This window comes from Alcaligenes sp. Lyrl_28, from assembly GCF_051948705.1.
GTDB classification, from domain to species: domain Bacteria; phylum Pseudomonadota; class Gammaproteobacteria; order Burkholderiales; family Burkholderiaceae_B; genus Alcaligenes; species Alcaligenes ammonioxydans.
Genome location: NZ_JAYJLG010000002.1, coordinates 437,013 through 454,461, shown reverse-complemented (window position 1 = coordinate 454,461; position 17,449 = coordinate 437,013). Strand labels below are relative to the sequence as shown.

The window sequence follows — 17,449 nt, the reverse complement described above, 5'->3', positions numbered from 1 at the left end:
CCGCCACCCCATGGCTTGCCTGGCAAACTGACATACAATCGTGCAATTCGATGCCCGTGCCGCCACCTGTGGCTCTCAGGTCGATTCAGGACCCCACTCTTATGCGCCATCTAGTTTATGTATTTGTTCCCTCAGCCCTGATCTTGCTGACCGCCTTTCGGCTGGCCTTCGCATTGTGGCAATGGCCACGTGTACGCCAAGCCGGTGGCCTGCTGCCTATCCTGATTGGCGGCCTGCGCATTGATGCCCTGATGATTGCCGCCCTGAGCGCCCCCGTGGTCTTGCTGGCCCCCTGGGTGGGACACTATCCGCTCATGACGACGGTCGCCGCCGTCTGGTTTACCTTCGCCTGGTTCCTGTTGACCTTGCTGGAAGTGTCCACGCCCCAGTTCATCATTGAGTACGACACACGCCCCAACCGGCTGTATGTGGACTATCTGAAGCACCCGCAGGAAGTGGTGGGCATGCTGTGGAAAGGCTACCGACTGATGATCGGCATCGCCCTGATCGGACTGGGCCTGATTGTGTATTCAGGCTGGGCCATCTTCGGGCAGGTATCCCCCGATCCGGTAATGAGCTGGTGGCTGCGCCCCATCTGGATGCTGGTGGGAGCCGCCCTGTGCGCGCTGGCCATACGCGGTACCTTGGCGCACCGCCCCATCAACCCTTCCTCGGTAGCCTGGAGCAGCGACAGCATGCTCAACACGCTGCCACTCAATTCACTGTACAACGTGGCCTACGCTATCTACAGCATGAAAAACGAGCGTTCTGCCGAGGATATTTACGGCGGCATGGACCCAGCAGAAATCAACCAGATCGTGTGTGATGCGGCTGCCTTGCCGGTCGGCCCCGAGAGCCTGCCCACGCTGCATCGTCAAACGCCCAGCCAAACCCGCTCACGCAAACCTAATCTGGTCCTGATTGTGGAGGAAAGCCTTGGAGCCCAGTATGTCGGCAATCTGGGCGGGGCCAATCTGACGCCCGAACTGGACAAGCTGGCACAAACGGGCTGGAACTTTCGACGTGCCTATGCCACCGGGACTCGCTCAGTACGCGGCCTGGAAGCCGTGTCAGCCGGTTTCCCCCCTACGGTGGCCGATGCGGTCTTACGCCTGCCCGGCTCGCAAACCCGCTTTTTTACCTTGGCCCAATTGCTCAAGGAACACAACTACCGCTCGCGCTTCATCTATGGTGGCGAAGCTCACTTCGACAATATGAAGAGCTTTTTTCTGGGTAACGGCTTTGATGAGCTGTATGAGCAATCCAGCTTCGAGTCTCCTGAGTTTGTAGGCACCTGGGGCGCCAGCGACGAGGACATGTTCAACAAGCTGCACGAGCTGCTCAGTCAGGACAAGGAGCAGCCTACCTTGACACTGGCCTTTTCCGTCAGCAACCACTCACCTTGGGAATACCCCGCGGGGCGCTTTCCGGTAGAGGGAGATCCCGCGACCGTCGAAAATACCGTAAGGTACGCCGACTGGGCCATTGGCGACTTCTTTAACAAGGCGCGCGAATCAGACTATTGGGACAATACGGTATTTCTCATTGTTGCCGATCATGACTCTCGCGTAGGCGGCGCCAACCTGGTGCCTTTGCGTCATTTTCATATTCCTGCCCTGATTCTGGGTGGCGGCGTTCCCCAGCGCCAGGACGAACGCATTATCAGCCAGATCGATCTGGCTCCCACCCTGCTGTCTTTAATGGGCATTGACAGTGAGCACCCCATGATCGGACGCGACCTGACCCGTCAAGAGTGCGACCGGGCCATGATGCAGTACTTCGAGAACTACGGCTATCTGAAAGGCGACATTCTGACCGTGCTGATGCCCCATCTGCCTCCTTGCCAGTATCGCTATACCGCACCCGACAAGTACGAAGCGCTGGACCAGATTGATGAGACATTGGCCCGAGAAGCCCTGGCCCATGTGCTGTGGCCCAGTTGGGCGTATCACGCCCAGGCCTACACCTTGCCCCATCTGCAAAAACGCTGAAAATTGCCAGCAGGGGCTTGACCGTCTCCGCTATTCGTTCTATCATGCTTGTCTTTAGTCGGGGCGTAGCGCAGCCTGGTAGCGCATCTGGTTTGGGACCAGAGGGTCGCGAGTTCGAATCCCGCCGCCCCGACCACTATTTTAAAAAAGCACCGTTTAACGGTGCTTTTTTATTGCCTGCGGCCCTTGGCTTTTACCCTGGACCCGTCTCAGTTGGCTCCGCCTTCAAGAAACTGAGTTTGCCATTGGGCTCAATGTACGCGGCGCAGACCTCATCGAGCGATTTGATGCCAGCCAGCCGCATTTCACTGAGAATCTCGTCGCGGGTCACAAACTCCCGACGCATATTCCGCCACTGGTACTGCCCATCCCTGACCACACACACTTTGCGGGGTGTAACCAGCTTGTTGAGCGCGGGAAACTGATACATCAGCCAATCGACCACAAATCCCCACCCTACAATCGTCGCCGCCACCAGCAAGCCGTCAGTCAAGGAGTTGCTGCCTCCCGTCATGGCATTGCCGCTGGCATCGGCAATCAACAAAAGTATGAGCAGATCGGCAACGCCTAACGACCCCAGCTCACGCCGCCCCGCCAGGCGCAGCAGAATAAACAGAACGAAATAAACCACGGTACCCCGCAACACCGACTCCATCACGGGGATTTCCACAGCAAAGACCGTGCTCCAACCCATCGCCTGCATAGCGTCAACCATCCATATTTAGTTCAGGTCGAAATACTGATGCTCCTTGGGGCGCTGCGCGGCCACCTCCTTGGCCGTGACCGTGTCATTGAACTCGTTACCCAAATGGGAGCGCACGTAATTGACGACCTGGGCTATCTGCTCGTCATTGAGCACACCACCAAAACCAGGCATACCCTTGTTACCCTGGTTCACCATAAACACCACATAGGCAGGTGCGCCCAGTTTCGGGTTCTGGGACAAAGACGGATAAATTCCGGCCCCCTGAGCGCCCTTGCCATCGATCATATGGCAGGAAGCACACACTTGCTCATAAATTTCCTGACCGCTAGTCTGGGTAAATACCACTTTATCGCCCCCCACTACTGCCGTATCAGCATGACTGGCGCTCATCAGACCCCAAGCCAGAAAAACCGTGAGTGCTCGTATCATCATGACTGCCCTCCTTGGGAATTAGCGTGTTGCTCGCCCACAATCCGACTGTGCAGGCGGGTAATGGCATTGAGGGCCGACAGCACAGCCCCTTCCTGCCAGGCGTTGACATAAGAGGCGTGCTCACCGGCCAGGACCAGGCGACCATCAATCTGGCACAGGTTCTCGTAATGAGCAGCCCGTGTCTGATCCGTCCACATGCCGTAGCAACCCAGTGTCCAGGGTACGCGGTGCCAGGCTACGGCCACCCCGCTCTCGAACTCGTCCTTGTACTGAGGATGAATCTGCGCGCCATACTCCACGGCTTTCCTGATCCGATCCTCCGGACTGAGCGACGTCCACTCCACCGCGCTGGGCCCGAACATGTAACCGCCCAGCAAAACACCTTTTCCGCCCGCCATCATGCCCGCGCTCGGGTAGGAAATCTGTGTAATCGGCAAATCGGTGTAGCTGATACCTCCATAAATCGCTTCGTCATCCTCCCAGAAACGGCGTTTGAACTGCAGTCCGACCTTGACTGAAGGGGCATAAGGGACAGCATCGATGGCAGCATGCAGTGCCTTGCTGGCATCCAGATCAATCTGGCTGAGGATGGATAAGGGAATCGTGCAGACACACCAGTCGGCCATTTCGGTGTGCTCACGGCCCGTGATTTGATCCTTGTAGCCGACCGTCACCTTGCCATCGTTCTGTTTGATGGCCGTGACCTTGGCATTAAACGTAAATAGCCCCTCCAGCTCGTTACCAAACGCAGCGCCAATCTGATCCATGCCGCCGACCGGCTGAAACATGGTCTGCTGGAACTCGTACAAATCATGAATACCCATATTGTGCCAAACGCTGGAGCGCACAATATCAGCCAGCTTCAACGGTTCGGAAAACTCGGGTTGAGCATGCAGGCCACCTCCCGGATCACGCTCGAAACCACGTACCTCGGAACTGGTATGGCCTTTCACATACGCCATGTTCTTGTCCAACGCGCCCCAGCTCCGCAAGGCTTCCAGCAATTTCTCCTGATCCTCTGTGGACAAGGGGGCATCCAGCAAGTGGGTATGGATGGCTTTGGACAAAAGCTCGGAGACCTGCCCCTGAAAATCTGCATGAATGTGGCGAAAGCGCTGGGGCTTGCCATTGAAGTGGTCTTTGCTATGCAGATAAGCGTTGTAGTTGTACTGGATAAACGGCTCCAGCTTGACCTTGAGCCGCTTGCAGTAGTCCAGCAAGGCCCGGTGATGGAAGGGTATGCGCCACGGACCAGGGTTGATGTACTGATCCTTGTCGAACTTGACATCCTGCCTGGCGCCCCCCAACTCGGTATAGCTGTCCCCACCGTGCAAGGTCCAGTTGCGTCCCCCGACCTTGTGGCGATATTCCAGAATCTTGACCTGATAGCCGGCATTGCGCAGCTCTAACGCGGCCACCATACCGGCCAGACCCGCTCCCAGAATGACGACAGAGGTCCCGGGCCTGGGTTTACCCTCCAGGCGAATCGGCCCGTCATAACTACCCTCTGCGGCATGCCCCAGGCGCATCATGGCTTGATACATCGCTGCGCCACCCGCAGCGTACCCAACCATGGTCAGAAAGTGTCGTCGTGTCAGTCTCCCACCCTGTGAAACTTGGCTCATCGTGCGTTCTCCTCTTGGAAAAATGATGAGCAGCATTCACCCCCAACTTTTTTATCTACCCCCGGTGCATGAATGCTGCCCCTATGGAAAACAACAAAGAACACCTTGCTTTGTTATCAAATTGCCACTTAACTATAAGCACCTAAAATAGTTAATCCCTCAATAGAAACATACGTTTACCGCACTCAAGGTTCACTGACCCCCTGTCACCCTTGGTTTCTTACGTACTCAGAACTCATTTGCTTGCCAAGTTCACTCTCACACGCTATAATTTTTTTCTTAGTCGGGGCGTAGCGCAGCCTGGTAGCGCATCTGGTTTGGGACCAGAGGGTCGCGAGTTCGAATCCCGCCGCCCCGACCAAAAAATTCAAAGGCCTTGCAGAGCAATCTGCAAGGCCTTTTTGTTTTGGTTCTCTTAAGCCTTGTCCCACCTTAACCACGGGGATAGGAGCTTTTTGTCCTTAGCGGGTCTGGCTGGGGCTCAGGCCGACCGAATCGGGCAGACCAAAAATACAATCAAATGCCCAGTTATAGAAAAAGGCAAACAGCGGAAAGAACGCCAGCAATACCGCCTCCATTAAAAACGCCTTCCACAAGCTGATATCCAGCCACCAGGCGATTAAGGGGATCAGCAAGGACACCAGCACAAGCTGGAAACCGGCCACATGCACTACCCGGTGCCAGAACGTACGAGCCTGTATATGACGACGACGCTCCCAGGCCTCAAACATCATGTTGTAGAACAGGTTTACCGTTACCGCGCAAGTGCTGATCATGAACGAAAGCACACCGCTTTGCATGGGCCCCGCGCCACTTAACTGAGCCAGGACCGTCGCCGCTACCATCATGCCCAGCAATTCAAACAGGCCGATATACACCACTCTTCTTTTCCATCCCTGCACGATACACATCCTTGCTTAAAACCGTAGAAAGCATGATTATCCGCAGTACAGCTTTTAGAAAAAGTCAGATTCCATCAATTTTTCTGATGATTTAGCCATGCTTACCAGTGACCATCTTGAACTGTTGTTAGCCGTGGTGGAGCACGGTTCTTTCTCCGCAGCAGCACGGACGTTGCGGCGCACCCAGTCCGCCGTCAGTATGGCCATCGCCAATCTGGAGGCAGAGCTGGACCTGACCCTGTTTGATCGCAGCCGTCGAGAACCCGTCCCCACCGCCGAGCTGCTGGCCATGCTGCCCGATGCCAGACTGATCGCCAGCCGCCTTCAGGCCTTACGCCTTCACCTGCAGGAACTGTCGGGAGGTCTGGAAAGCTATTTGCGCCTGGGCCTGGTCTGTGATGTCGACCCCAAGCCCGCGTTGACCGCCCTGCAAGCTCTGGAGCAACACTATCCCGGCCTGGACATCGAACTGCGAACGGCAGCGCAAGACACCTTGATCGAGGCCTTGAAAAAACGCGAGCTGGACTTGTGCATTGCCTATGGCGGACTGGAGCTGGAAAGTGTGGGAATTGTTCAGTCCCTGTGGACCGAAACGATCAGCGCAGTGGCTGCGCCCGGCCATCCCCTGCTGCAAAATGGCCCCCGCCCGCTGGAAGAGTTGAAAGCCCACAGACAAATCGTGATCAGCAGCCCGCAGAACGACACCGGCAAAGACCGATCCATGCTCAGCCTTCGTCAATGGAAAACGGATAGTCTGGCCATGACACTGGAACTGGTGGAACGGGGGCTGGGATGGGCTAATCTTCCCTTGTCGTGCCTGGGTCCCTCATTGAAGTCTGGGCGTTTGGCACGAATCCAGTTTTCAACGGGCAGCAATGGCCTGGACTTGCCCATTTATCTGCTGCAAGCCAAGGGTCAGGAAGCCGGCAAGGCTCAAGCCCTGTTCAGGCAGGCGCTGCAAAACGCGCTCCACACCCGCCTTCACCCTACTCCGGCACGGTGACGTTGGCCTGACCACTGTCCGCCAGAAACTGCGCCACCATCCCTTCTTTTTTCTGCCGGGCAATAAAAGCCTCGATCCAGGCATGGGCCAGCGTACGTTCCGATGGCACCGCCATGGCCTGACGAATGACGGTGAAACTATCGGGCAATACACGCAAACCGCTGCGGGAACGCGCATAGCGCTCCAGAGGCTGACGCACACCGGCAGCGGCATCCAGTTCCTGCTCTACAAACAGATCAATCGCATCGGCAGAGGTTGTCGCCCGCACCAGATCTGCGTGGTTCAAATGTCGGCTCAGAAACAGGTCGTAGGCTGCGCCTTTGCCCACCGCAATGCACACGCCCTGCCGATCCAGCTGGTCCACGGTCTGAAAGGCAGACTCCTCGCGTACCAGATACGTGCCTTCAATATGCACATAAGCCTCGCTAAAGCGGATCTTCTCCGCACGCTTGGGATCAATCGCCAGAAAGGCCAGATCCCACTCGTCACGGTACACCGCCTCAACCACGGCCTGGGCTGCATCATAGCCATGGAACTGCACCGGCAGGCCCAACTCCTGAGCCACACTGCGAGCCAGATCCGCTGAAACACCTTTAGGGGACTGCTCATGGGCACCGCGCTGGGCCAGGACGGGATTGCCGTAATTCATGGCAACACGCAAAACCCCGCTGGGGGCCAGTTCTGCTGCGACAGCCTGCTTTTGTGTCATGTAAATGCTCCGTCATACTTTTAAGAACCCGGTCTTCTACAATAACGCACCTTGCTGTCCCACAACATGAATGGAGCGTCTCTATGTCTCGCGATGACCTTGGAAAACTCTTGCTGCGTGTCACGGTCGGTGTACTGATCCTGCTGCACGGCGTTGCCAAGATACGTTATGGCATTGGAGGCATCGAAAAAATGCTGATCGCCAATAATATGCCCGGCTTTCTGGCCTGGGGCGTGTACATAGGCGAAGTGATTGCTCCTGTCCTGATGATCCTGGGCTTTTATGCTCGTGCAGGCGGTTTGATTGTAGCCATGAACATGCTTATTGCCTTGCTGCTGGCCCACAGCAACCAGATCGGCAGCTTTAACGCCCAAGGCATCTGGGTTCTGGAGCTACAAGGCATGTTCTTGATCGGCGCATTGACCGTAGGCTTGATTGGTGCCGGACGCTACAGCCTGGGCGGCGATGCTGGCCCGTGGAACTAATGCTGGCCTGAGGTCAGATCTTTAAAAAACGCCCGCTTCGCCGGGCGTTTTTCATGGGTGATTAGTACCGCCCCCTAGCCCTGACCGCACCCGCCACTCCATCCGCGAACCACCTCCACTTCCTGCCCTAACTCGCCAAGGTCAAATCCAGCCGCAACCCCCCCTTCTCCGATGCGCTGGCTTGCACCTTGCCCTGATAGCTGCGCGCCAGCTCACGGACAATATCCAGTCCCAAACCGAAACCGGGGTGTCGTTCATCTGCGCGCTGACCACGGCCAAACACACGCTCCAGTTGCTCCGGGTCCAGGCCGGGGCCATCATCTTCCACCACCAGATGCAGCACATTGTCCTGCTGCCACACCTGGCACCACACATTCTGCGTCGCCCACTTGCAGGCGTTATCCAGCAAATTCCCGGCCATCTCCTGCAGGTCCTGCTCCTCGCCTTTAAAAAGCAGTTCCTGATCAGGCAGATTCAGATGGATCTGCTTGTCGCTATGCAAACGCCCCATCACCCGACACAGGGACTGCAGGCAGGCCGACACATCCGTACGCACACCAATGGCGCGTACCGCCATGGCCCTTGCCCGCGACAAGTGGTGGTCCACCTGTCGCTGGGCCAAGGCCACCTGCTCGCTGACCAATGCTGCCAGATGCGGATCGTGCGCCTGAGCAGCGTTGCCCATAATCGTCAACGGGGTTTTGACGGCATGGGCCAGGTTGCCAGCCTGAGCCCGTGCGCGGTCCACCATGCCTGCATTCGCACTGAGCACTGCATTGAAATCGTCCACCAAGGGCTGAATTTCGCTAGGAAAATTGCCGCTGACTTGCGGTTCGCGCCCTTCCTGCACATCCAGCAAACGGCGTCGCAACAGATGCAAGGGATACAAGGCCAGCACCACCTGCAAGATGGCCGCCAAAATCAGGCCCACGGCCAAACCGCCCAGAGACAGGAACAGAATCCGCTCAAAACGGGCCAAGGGCTCGGCCAGCAGCTCCCGGTTGCCTGCCACCATGATCTGCAGGCTTTGGCCCTTGTCGTTAACCTCGTCCAGCTCCTGGCGCAACACCACCAAGCGCTGCTTTTCCGGGCCGGGCAAAGACAACACGCCCCCGGGCGCATCGGGCGCGTTCACATCCAGGGCCTCATCCCATAAGGAGGTCGAGCGCAAAGCCACCGTCCATTGCGGGCTGCCGGCCTCGCGCCGGGCAATTTGCCAGTACATGCCCGAATAAGGTTGCTCAAACAAGGGATCGCTCAGGCGCGACTGCAAAGTGACACCATCGGCCGCGTCCAGATTGACGTCTGCCATGATCTGGTCCAGATGAGTCTGCAAACGCTGCTCGAACTGGCGATACACATGGTCCTGAAACAAACGGTTCAGCCCCAGCCCGGCCAGAATGATACTGAGCAAGATCCAGGCCAGGGTTCCCAGCAAAAGCCGGCTGCGCAAGGAGCCCAGGGTGGCCCGACCACGCCCGGCAATCATGCTTGCGGGTCTACCAAACGGTAGCCCATGCCGCGCACGGTTTCGATATAGCCGGGCGGCAGCTTTTTGCGTAGACGGCCAATGAACACCTCGATGGTGTTGGAGTCGCGCTCAAAGTCCTGCGAATAAATATGCTCGGTCAGTTGGGTACGCGACAGGACTTGGGCAGGATGGTGCATCATGAAAGCCAGCAAGCGATATTCATGGCTGGTCAGCGACAGCACCATGCCTGCACAGGTAATTGAAGACGAACGCGCATCCAGCTCCAGTTGGCCCAGTTGCAAGCGCGGATTCACCTGTCCCGCGGCACGGCGCAGCAAGGCACGAATGCGGGCTAACAGCTCTTCCATGTGAAACGGCTTGGCAACATAGTCGTCTGCGCCCGCGTCCATTCCCTCGACTTTGTCATGCCAGTCATTACGGGCGGTCAAAATAAGCACGGGCATGGTCAGGCCCGAGGCGCGCCAACGCCGCAGCATCGACACGCCATCCATGCCGGGCAGACCCAGGTCCAGCACCACCGCATCAAAAGCTTCCACCTCACCCTGATAATGCCCCTGCTCGCCATCATGAGCGACCTGAACGGCATAGCCCGCCCGCTCCAGAGCCTGTTGCAACTGCCCCGCCAGGGTCGGTTCATCTTCGACAACCAGTATCCGCATTATTCAATGTCCTTTCGAATGAGAACGCTTGACCCCACGCACCAGCAGCACTTCGGCACTCAAGGCATCCACTTTCAGGCGCAACAGGCGGTTGTCATCGACCAGCATGCGCAAGTCATACACCCATAGTTCAAGACGCTCGTCATATTCAAACTGCACGCGCAGCACCCGCCCCGGATAATCTTCCCGAACCCGGCGCAAGACCTCCCGCAGTGGCAAAGCCTCGCCCCGACGCACCGCTTCACGCGCCTGGTCATGCCCCCGATAGGCCGGGCCCGGTGGCCAGTAGGGACTGGGACCAAAACGCTCATTGGGAGGCGGTGCTGCGGGTGCGGGGGGAGCGGCCGGCAAACGGCGCAGGCAATCGTCATCGCCCAGATAATCATGCCCTGACCAATCCGAATGCTCCGTCCTGTCCCACGCGGGCACGCCTTGCCGTTTCTGACGGTCGCAGGCGGAAGAGTCGTGAGCGTGAGCCGCCGCCCCAGGCGCCACAGCCGCCCAAACGGCGGCCAGACACATCAGCAGTGCGGACTGTTTAATGGAGGTCATACGAACCGGTACGTGCAGAACAAAAAAAGAGGGATCAACAAAGTCACTCTCCCCTTATATAGCAAGCTGCGGATGAACATAACATGAACAGCAACTTCAGTTTAGATTCAGAGCCCCTTGTCCATAATGGGCACCAAGCTGACAGGACACACACATCTTCCCTCTTAAAAGGAAGCTACCCAGGAATCTGACAGCACTACTTGTTGATTACATGAAGGAGCTTTATATGAAACGTATGTCCCTTTTTTCTGCCCTGGTAGTGAGCGCAAGTCTGTTGGGCGGCACCGCTGCCATCGCTCAAGAAACCACGGGCACGGCCCCAACGCAAAGCACCCAGAAACAAACTCGCCAGGCCCGCGACCACAAGCCGCTGACGGCCGACGAAGTCACCGATATCGGTCCGGCCTACCAGCGTCTGAAAGAGGCCGGCTATACCAAGGTGGGCAGCCTGCATCAGCGGGGCGATCGCATTATGGCCATGGTCGTGGATAAAGACGGCAAAGTGGTCCGGGTTCGCTCTGAAGGTGAAAACGGTGCTTTCACCGTGGTCGAGCGCAAGGCTGATGGCCAGCACCGCCGCGGCCATCGCGATGGCAAGGGTCAACAAACTCAAACCCCTGCCAGCGAGCAGCAAAAGAGCTAAAACCACCCGCAAATCGCATGATTCCCCTGACGTCCCCCTCCGCGCGGGCGACTCGCGACACAGGGCTAACCTCAACCATCGGTGCTTGTCCCTTGTCATTGCTGTAATCGCAAAAAAAGCGGAACGAGAAACGGCGCCTGCCCAGCGCCGTTTCTCGTGTCTACTGGCTAGTACCGATAGGGTCATCCCGCACAAGACGTTAGGATGAAGGTCTGTCTTACCTACGGGAAAAGTGCCTCTCATGCTGTCTGCTGATTCTGCCTATTCACAAAGCTACTCGGAATTTCACTGGTCCATTCCTGAACACTACAATATTGCCCATGATGCCTGCGACAAGTGGGCCGATGGCTCCGGGCGCCTGGCGCTGATCCAGCAACTGTCCGATGGGCAGGTCAAACGCTACACATTCGATCAGCTCAAGGCCTGGTCCGACTCCCTGGCGGCCGCCTGGCAGGCACAAGGCATTCAGCCCGGCGATAGAATCGCCATTTTCCTGGCTCAAGGTCTGGAAACTGCCCTGGCTCACTTGGCGACTTACAAGATTGGCGCCATCGCCATGCCTTTATTTACCCTGTTCGGCACCGAGGCCCTGCGTTATCGCTTGAATGACTCGGGCGCCAGCACGTTGATTACCGATCAACAGGGCCTGGAGACGGTACTGCCTTTGCGCGAACATCTGCCGCAGCTCAAGCATCTTTATCAGACTGACAGCCAGCAAGATCAGGAGCAGGCTCTGTCCTTGTGGCACGCCATTCACACCCATCCTGAGCCAGCACCGCGCACACTGACTACTCGCGCCGACGACCCGGCGCTGCTGATCTACACCTCCGGCACCACGGGGTCGGCCAAAGGAGCCTTGCATGCCCACCGGGTCCTGCTGGGGCATTTGCCTGGCGTGGAAATGTCCCACAACTTCCTGCCCACAGGCGAGGGGCTGATGTGGACACCCGCTGACTGGGCCTGGATTGGCGGCCTGCTCGATGTCCTGCTGCCCGCCTGGCATCACGGTATCCCTGTGCTGGCATACCGTTTTCCCAAGTTCGATGCCGAGGCGACCTGGAGGTTGATGTCCGAACAGGGTGTAACGCATACCTTCCTGCCGCCTACTGCCCTAAAAATGCTGCGCCGCAGCCAGTGGTCGCGCGAACAATGGCCTTTGAAGCTGCGGTCCATTGCCAGCGGCGGAGAGTCACTGGGCGCACAACTGCTGGATTGGGCCAAACAGGAACTGGGTATCACCATCAACGAGTTCTACGGGCAGACCGAGTGCAATATGATCGTGTCCTCCTGCTCGGCCTGGTTTCCCGGTCAGGCAGGTAAAATCGGCAAGCCCGTGCCCGGCCACAGGGTGGCGATTGTGGATGACCAGGGGCAAATTCAAAAAGCCGGTGTCGAAGGCCATATTGCTGTCCAGGCTCCTGACCCAGTCATGTTTCTGGGTTACTGGCAGCGACCTGAAGCCACTAAAGAAAAATTTGTAGGGAACTGGCTACTGACCGGCGATAAAGGCACGCAGGATGAGCACGGCTATATCCAGTTCGTGGGCCGGGACGACGATGTCATTACCAGCTCCGGCTACCGAATCGGCCCTGGCCCGATTGAGGATGGTCTGATGGGCCACCCGGCAGTGGCGATGGCGGCCGTGATCGGAGTACCCGACCCGGAACGCACCGAAGTCGTAAAGGCCTTTATTGTCCTCAAAGAGGACGTCGAGCCATCACAGAATCTGATCAAGGAAATTCAGGAGCACATCAAGCGACGGGTCGCAGCGCATGAGTATCCCCGCTTGATTGAGTTTGTGGATGCCCTGCCCATGACGACCACCGGCAAGGTCATTCGCCACGCATTACGCAAATTAAGCCAATAGCCGCACGGGTGCCGGGCGATCGCCAATCCTCGATGAGCGCTCGCCTGAGCCCGACGCTGCTTACCTACCGTGTCAGCACGGAACAGGTCACTGAGCAGTGAGCTTCCTGACGCAAGCCCAGCCCACTCATGAGGCCGACTCTCTCTGCGCACGTCAGGGCTCCCGTTTAAGCGCGAAGCGAGCATGACTGAACGCCCCTGTTGAGACCTTGCTTTAGGCTGTTGCCGGGGTCTGCCCCCTCTCCTTCCCCCATAAAGAAACACCCCAATAACTGGATGCGTATCCAATGCATGGGGTGTTGCTCAGACGGAAAGCCCTTGTGCAATCTACAGGCAGGGGGCGGTGGCACAGACGCTCGTCCATGCCACCAAGGCAAGGGGATCTGCCCGTGTCTGATTAACCGAAACGACCCGTGATGTAGTCTTCGGTTTCCTTGCGGGCTGGTTTGACGAAAATCTGGTCGGTTTCACCAAATTCCATCAGCTCGCCCAGGTACATGTAGGCGGTGTAATCCGAGCAACGTGCGGCCTGCTGCATATTGTGGGTCACGATGACCACGGTGTAATCGGTTTTCAGCTCGGCAATCAGCTCTTCAATCTTGGCCGTGGAAATAGGGTCCAGCGCCGAGCAGGGCTCGTCCAGCAACAGAACCTCGGGCTTGATCGCCACACCGCGAGCGATACACAGACGCTGCTGCTGACCACCGGACAAACCGTTACCGCTTTGATGCAGCTTGTCTTTCACCTCATTCCACAATGCGGCTTTGGACAGGGCCCATTCCACACGCTCATCCATTTCACCTTTGCTCAGGCGCTCGAACAAACGCACGCCAAAGGCCACGTTGTCATAAATGCTCATGGGAAACGGCGTCGGCTTCTGAAACACCATGCCCACCTTGGCACGGATCAGGGAAATGTCCTGTTTGGAGGTCAGAAGGTTTTCATTGTCCAGCAGGATTTCGCCTTCAGCACGTTGGCCGGGATACAGCTCGTACATGCGGTTCAGCGTGCGCAGCAAGGTGGATTTACCGCAACCGGATGGTCCGATAAAGGCCGTAACCTTCTTTTCCTTGATAGACATGTTCACATTGCGCAGGGCATGGAATTTGCCATAGAAGAAATTCAGATTACGGATTTCAATCTTGGTCGATTCGTCGGAGGTAATAATTTGACTCATAGCGTTGGCCGACTAGGGCGCTCCGTGAAAACGTTATTTTTGGCGGAAAAGGCTTCGAGCCAGGATATTGATACCCAACACCAGCAAGGTAATCAACACCGCACCTGCCCAGGCCAGACGGTTCCAGTCCTCAAAGGGGCTGGCAGCATATTGGAAAATGACCACTGGCAGGTTGGCCAGCGGCGCGTTCATATTCATGGACATGAACTGGTTGTTCAAGGCAGTGAACAACAAGGGAGCCGTTTCACCCGCAATCCGGGCGACGGCCAGAAGAACCCCCGTCACGATACCGGGCAAAGCGGCTCGGTAGGAAATGGACATCACGATCTTCCACTTGGGGCAGCCCAGTGCCGCGGCCGCTTCACGCAGGCCATTGGGGACCAGCATCAGCATATTGTCGGTAGAGCGCACCACTACGGGGATCACCAGAATGGCCAGAGCCAAAGAACCGGCCCAACCCGAATAGTGTCCTACCTGAGCCACGTACACGGCGTAGATGAACAAACCAATAATGATGGACGGTGCCGATAACAACACGTCGTTCAGAAAGCGGGTCGCCGGGGCCAGCCAGCCGCGCTGACCGTACTCGGCCAGATAGGTCCCGGCCAGAATGCCAATCGGCGTGCCGATCAGGGTACCGACGCCAGCCATCATGACACTGCCGACGATGGCGTTGAGCAGCCCCCCCTCGCCACCCGGAGGCGGTGTGCTTTCAAACAAGAGGGACCAGGCCATGGCACTGCTGCCCTTCTCGATCAGGGTCCAGATAATCCAGAACAACCAGAACAGGCCAAAGATCAAGGCAGCAAAAGACACACCCAGCATCAGACGGTTAAATACCTGCCTGCGTTTGTAGATCGGGTTGCTCAGACTAATTGCAGATTTTTTATCAAACATGGTAGGTGATCCTTAGCGCGAGGTGCCTTCGTTCTTGGCCAGACGCAACAAGAGCAGCTTGGAGATCGCCAACACAACCGTGGTGATCAGGAACAGGATCAGACCCAGCTCCAGCAAGGCGGATTTCTGCATGCCACCGGCTTCGTTAAACTCGTTGGCCAGTGCCGATGCAATCGAGTTCGAGGGCGAAAACAGCGAGCTGGGCAAGTTAAAGGAGTTCCCAATCACAAAGGTGACGGCCATGGTTTCACCCAGTGCGCGCCCCAGACCCAACATGATCCCGCCAATCACCCCGTTCTTGGTGAATGGCAGAACCACCCGCCACATCACTTCCCAGGTAGTGCTGCCCAAACCATAGGCGGACTCTTTGAGCATGGGAGGAACCAGCTCGAACACGTCACGCATCACCGCGGTAATGAAGGGGATCACCATGATGGACAGAATCAGCCCCGCGGTGAACACACCGATGCCGAAGGGAGGACCCGCAAAGATCTGGCCCAGCACGGGCACCCCCTCAAAAAAGGAGATCAGGCCAGGCTGAACATAGCGCTGAAACAGGGGCACAAAGACAAACAGGCCCCACATGCCATAAATAATGGACGGGATGGCAGCCAGCATTTCAATGGCCGTCCCCAAGGGACGACGCAACCACGCCGGCGACAGTTCCGTCAGGAACATGGCAATCCCGAACGAGACTGGCACGGCAATACACAGGGCGATAAAAGAGGTCAGCAAGGTACCGGCAATAGGTACCAATGCGCCATATTCGTTATTGACCGGATCCCAATTATTCGTCCAGAGAAAAGAGAAACCGTATTCGGCAATGGATTCCCGGCTTCCATAGATCAGGGAAATAGAGATGGCAGCCAGCAAAATGAACACGAGAAACGCAAACGAGCGCGTCATGTTCTTGAAAATGCCGTCCATAAAGGCGTTCTGATTTGATTTCATGTAGACAGATGAAGGGTCAGGCCGGAATGGGACAAACGCACTGCAACCGATTTATGGATTCTGTAACAGCCAGGGCTGGACAGGTCCGGCAAACCGATAAGGTCACGCGCTGTGCGTTCAAGACAAAACCGTAATTTTTACATAATAAAGACGGCGCCACCTAGAGGTGGGCCGTCTCGCAAGATCAATTTACAACTGACCTATATTTGAACACGAATCTTACTTCCAGACCGCAGCGCCGTCTTTGGTCTTGATTTCAGCAGCCCAAGCCGCCTTGATCTTGTCGGTGACGTCTTTGGGCAGAGCCACGTAATCCAGTTCTTCAGCAGACTTGGCGCCGTTCTCGAAGGCCCAGTTAAAGAAGTTCAACACTTCTTTACCATTTTCAGGCTTGTCCTGCACCTTGTGCATCAGGATGAAGGTCGCCGACGTGATGGGCCAGGACTTGGCGCCAGGCTCTTCAGTCAGGATAACACCCATGCCAGGCGTACCGGCCCAGTCTGCATTGGCAGCGGCGGCCGCAAAGCTTTCCTGACCAGGCTGGACGAACTGGCCGTCCTTGTTCTGCAACTGGGTCCAGGACAGTTTGTTCTGCTTGGCGTAGGCGTATTCCACGTAGCCGATCGAGTTCTGCAGCTGACGCACGTAAGCGGCCACGCCTTCGTTACCCTTGCCACCTTGACCGGTAGGCCACTTCACAGCCTTGCCTTCACCAACCTGGGATTTCCAGTCGGGGGACACTTTGGACAGGTAGTTGGTCCAGCCAAAGGTGGTGCCCGAACCGTCGGAGCGGTGAACCACCACGATGTCTTTGTTAGGCAGAGTCAGATCAGGATTCAGCTCTTTGATGGCTGCATCGTCCCACTTGGTGATCTTGGCCAGATAGATGTCAGCCAGCACTTTGCCCGACAGTTTCAGCTTGCCAGGCTCGATGCCTTCCACGTTGATCACAGGCACCACACCACCGATGACGGCGGGGAACTGCAACAGGTTTTCTTTTTCCAGCGTCTCGACCTTCATCGGGTCATCCGAAGCACCGAAATCCACCGTCTTGGCAATAATCTGCTGCTGACCACCACCCGAACCAATCGACTGGTAGTTGACGCGGTTATTGGTTTGCTTGGCGTATTCAGCCGCCCATTTGGCATAGATTGGGTAAGGGAACGACGCACCCGCACCGGTGACGTCTGCAGCTGTGGCAGTGGCCGCAAAAGCGCTGAACGCCAGAGCAATACTTACCTTGTTGAATACACGTTTTAACATCGAGAAATCCTCTTGATGATAGTCAGAAGACAGGCCCACCCTGTATGTAACGTCATCATAAACAGGCTATATGACATGTTCATGACAGTCTGTATT

General features: G+C 56.9%; 17 protein-coding genes and 2 tRNA genes. 7 read left to right on the top strand and 12 right to left on the bottom strand.

The annotated features are described in order from the left end of the window. Nucleotides 1–101: 101 nt before the first annotated feature. Complete coding sequence (locus VF694_RS06695; protein WP_440163963.1) at nucleotides 102–1,991, top strand: LTA synthase family protein; 1,890 nt, start codon at nucleotides 102–104, stop codon at nucleotides 1,989–1,991. A 59-nt stretch (nucleotides 1,992–2,050) separates the two neighbouring features. Then, nucleotides 2,051–2,127, top strand: a tRNA-Pro gene (locus VF694_RS06690). Between the two features lie 57 nt (nucleotides 2,128–2,184). Here the strand turns inward: VF694_RS06690 and VF694_RS06685 are convergent. From VF694_RS06685 to VF694_RS06675, 3 genes are read right to left on the bottom strand one after another with little or no spacing between them, the layout of a single operon-like run. Next, complete coding sequence (locus tag VF694_RS06685) at nucleotides 2,185–2,706, bottom strand: DUF421 domain-containing protein (RefSeq protein WP_230406260.1); 522 nt, start codon at nucleotides 2,704–2,706, stop codon at nucleotides 2,185–2,187. A gap of 6 nt (nucleotides 2,707–2,712) precedes the next feature. Continuing rightward, entirely contained in the window at nucleotides 2,713–3,129 is a 417-nt protein-coding gene (locus VF694_RS06680; RefSeq protein ID WP_081050103.1) for a c-type cytochrome, read from the bottom strand. Beyond that, entirely contained in the window at nucleotides 3,126–4,754 is a 1,629-nt protein-coding gene (locus tag VF694_RS06675) for a flavin monoamine oxidase family protein (RefSeq protein WP_440163961.1), read from the bottom strand. Before VF694_RS06675 ends, VF694_RS06680 begins: the two co-directional genes overlap by 4 nt. Nucleotides 4,755–5,038: 284 nt before the next feature. On the opposite strand from VF694_RS06675, the gene VF694_RS06670 reads away from it, so the two are divergent. Then, nucleotides 5,039–5,115: transfer RNA gene (locus VF694_RS06670), tRNA-Pro, on the top strand. Between the two features lie 100 nt (nucleotides 5,116–5,215). Here VF694_RS06670 and VF694_RS06665 read toward each other — a convergent pair. After that, complete coding sequence (locus VF694_RS06665) at nucleotides 5,216–5,656, bottom strand: PACE efflux transporter (protein WP_039943594.1); 441 nt, start codon at nucleotides 5,654–5,656, stop codon at nucleotides 5,216–5,218. A 97-nt stretch (nucleotides 5,657–5,753) separates the two neighbouring features. On the opposite strand from VF694_RS06665, the gene VF694_RS06660 reads away from it, so the two are divergent. Beyond that, on the top strand, nucleotides 5,754–6,659 hold the full coding sequence (locus VF694_RS06660) for a LysR family transcriptional regulator (protein ID WP_219235745.1): 906 nt from the start codon (nucleotides 5,754–5,756) through the stop codon (nucleotides 6,657–6,659). Here VF694_RS06660 and VF694_RS06655 read toward each other — a convergent pair. Then, on the bottom strand, nucleotides 6,643–7,368 hold the full coding sequence (locus tag VF694_RS06655; RefSeq protein ID WP_003802752.1) for a transporter substrate-binding domain-containing protein: 726 nt from the start codon (nucleotides 7,366–7,368) through the stop codon (nucleotides 6,643–6,645). The genes VF694_RS06660 and VF694_RS06655 overlap by 17 nt on opposite strands. Nucleotides 7,369–7,451: 83 nt before the next feature. Here VF694_RS06655 and VF694_RS06650 point away from each other — a divergent pair, with 83 nt between their 5' ends. Next, complete coding sequence (locus tag VF694_RS06650; RefSeq protein ID WP_003802754.1) at nucleotides 7,452–7,853, top strand: DoxX family protein; 402 nt, start codon at nucleotides 7,452–7,454, stop codon at nucleotides 7,851–7,853. 127 nt (nucleotides 7,854–7,980) lie between these two features. Here the strand turns inward: VF694_RS06650 and VF694_RS06645 are convergent, their stop codons facing one another. Genes VF694_RS06645 through VF694_RS06635 form a run of 3 tightly spaced genes read right to left on the bottom strand, consistent with a single transcriptional unit; the run spans nucleotide 7,981 to nucleotide 10,556 of the window. After that, the gene (locus tag VF694_RS06645) at nucleotides 7,981–9,342 is read right to left on the bottom strand and encodes a sensor histidine kinase (protein WP_003802757.1); all 1,362 of its coding nucleotides are present in this window, start codon (nucleotides 9,340–9,342) and stop codon (nucleotides 7,981–7,983) included. Further along, a complete protein-coding gene (locus tag VF694_RS06640; RefSeq protein ID WP_426345570.1) occupies nucleotides 9,339–10,004 on the bottom strand; it encodes a response regulator transcription factor in 666 nt (221 codons plus the stop codon). The genes VF694_RS06645 and VF694_RS06640 overlap by 4 nt, the downstream gene beginning before the upstream one ends. Before the next feature lie 3 nt (nucleotides 10,005–10,007). Continuing rightward, on the bottom strand, nucleotides 10,008–10,556 hold the full coding sequence (locus tag VF694_RS06635; RefSeq protein WP_003802760.1) for a PepSY domain-containing protein: 549 nt from the start codon (nucleotides 10,554–10,556) through the stop codon (nucleotides 10,008–10,010). Between the two features lie 226 nt (nucleotides 10,557–10,782). Here VF694_RS06635 and VF694_RS06630 point away from each other — a divergent pair, with 226 nt between their 5' ends. Beyond that, on the top strand, nucleotides 10,783–11,199 hold the full coding sequence (locus VF694_RS06630; RefSeq protein ID WP_440163959.1) for a hypothetical protein: 417 nt from the start codon (nucleotides 10,783–10,785) through the stop codon (nucleotides 11,197–11,199). Between the two features lie 241 nt (nucleotides 11,200–11,440). Continuing rightward, nucleotides 11,441–13,066, top strand: coding sequence for an acyl-CoA synthetase (locus VF694_RS06625; RefSeq protein ID WP_131071353.1), 1,626 nt, complete (start codon nucleotides 11,441–11,443; stop codon nucleotides 13,064–13,066). Nucleotides 13,067–13,462: 396 nt separating this feature from the next. Here VF694_RS06625 and pstB read toward each other — a convergent pair whose 3' ends face one another. The 4 genes from pstB to pstS form a co-directional block, all read right to left on the bottom strand. Then, on the bottom strand, nucleotides 13,463–14,242 hold the full coding sequence (gene pstB, locus VF694_RS06620; protein ID WP_003802766.1) for a phosphate ABC transporter ATP-binding protein PstB: 780 nt from the start codon (nucleotides 14,240–14,242) through the stop codon (nucleotides 13,463–13,465). A gap of 33 nt (nucleotides 14,243–14,275) precedes the next feature. Then, nucleotides 14,276–15,139, bottom strand: coding sequence for a phosphate ABC transporter permease PstA (gene pstA, locus VF694_RS06615; protein ID WP_003802768.1), 864 nt, complete (start codon nucleotides 15,137–15,139; stop codon nucleotides 14,276–14,278). 12 nt (nucleotides 15,140–15,151) lie between these two features. Further along, entirely contained in the window at nucleotides 15,152–16,090 is a 939-nt protein-coding gene (gene pstC, locus VF694_RS06610; protein WP_003802770.1) for a phosphate ABC transporter permease subunit PstC, read from the bottom strand. A gap of 219 nt (nucleotides 16,091–16,309) precedes the next feature. Next, nucleotides 16,310–17,353: a phosphate ABC transporter substrate-binding protein PstS gene (gene pstS / locus VF694_RS06605; protein ID WP_003803350.1), complete on the bottom strand. Its 1,044-nt coding sequence runs from the start codon at nucleotides 17,351–17,353 to the stop codon at nucleotides 16,310–16,312. Between the last annotated feature and the right edge of the window lie 96 nt (nucleotides 17,354–17,449).

Coding starts and splice junctions, on each gene's coding strand:
- VF694_RS06630 (WP_440163959.1), top strand. CDS start 10,783: ATGAAACGTATGTCCCTTTTTTCTGCCCTGGTAGTGAGCGCAAGTCTG.
- pstB (WP_003802766.1), bottom strand. CDS start 14,242: ATGAGTCAAATTATTACCTCCGACGAATCGACCAAGATTGAAATCCGT.
- pstS (WP_003803350.1), bottom strand. CDS start 17,353: ATGTTAAAACGTGTATTCAACAAGGTAAGTATTGCTCTGGCGTTCAGC.
- VF694_RS06695 (WP_440163963.1), top strand. CDS start 102: ATGCGCCATCTAGTTTATGTATTTGTTCCCTCAGCCCTGATCTTGCTG.
- VF694_RS06660 (WP_219235745.1), top strand. CDS start 5,754: ATGCTTACCAGTGACCATCTTGAACTGTTGTTAGCCGTGGTGGAGCAC.
- VF694_RS06685 (WP_230406260.1), bottom strand. CDS start 2,706: ATGGTTGACGCTATGCAGGCGATGGGTTGGAGCACGGTCTTTGCTGTG.
- VF694_RS06625 (WP_131071353.1), top strand. CDS start 11,441: ATGCTGTCTGCTGATTCTGCCTATTCACAAAGCTACTCGGAATTTCAC.
- VF694_RS06640 (WP_426345570.1), bottom strand. CDS start 10,004: ATGCGGATACTGGTTGTCGAAGATGAACCGACCCTGGCGGGGCAGTTG.
- VF694_RS06645 (WP_003802757.1), bottom strand. CDS start 9,342: ATGATTGCCGGGCGTGGTCGGGCCACCCTGGGCTCCTTGCGCAGCCGG.
- pstC (WP_003802770.1), bottom strand. CDS start 16,090: ATGAAATCAAATCAGAACGCCTTTATGGACGGCATTTTCAAGAACATG.
- pstA (WP_003802768.1), bottom strand. CDS start 15,139: ATGTTTGATAAAAAATCTGCAATTAGTCTGAGCAACCCGATCTACAAA.
- VF694_RS06635 (WP_003802760.1), bottom strand. CDS start 10,556: ATGACCTCCATTAAACAGTCCGCACTGCTGATGTGTCTGGCCGCCGTT.
- VF694_RS06675 (WP_440163961.1), bottom strand. CDS start 4,754: ATGAGCCAAGTTTCACAGGGTGGGAGACTGACACGACGACACTTTCTG.
- VF694_RS06680 (WP_081050103.1), bottom strand. CDS start 3,129: ATGATGATACGAGCACTCACGGTTTTTCTGGCTTGGGGTCTGATGAGC.
- VF694_RS06655 (WP_003802752.1), bottom strand. CDS start 7,368: ATGACACAAAAGCAGGCTGTCGCAGCAGAACTGGCCCCCAGCGGGGTT.
- VF694_RS06650 (WP_003802754.1), top strand. CDS start 7,452: ATGTCTCGCGATGACCTTGGAAAACTCTTGCTGCGTGTCACGGTCGGT.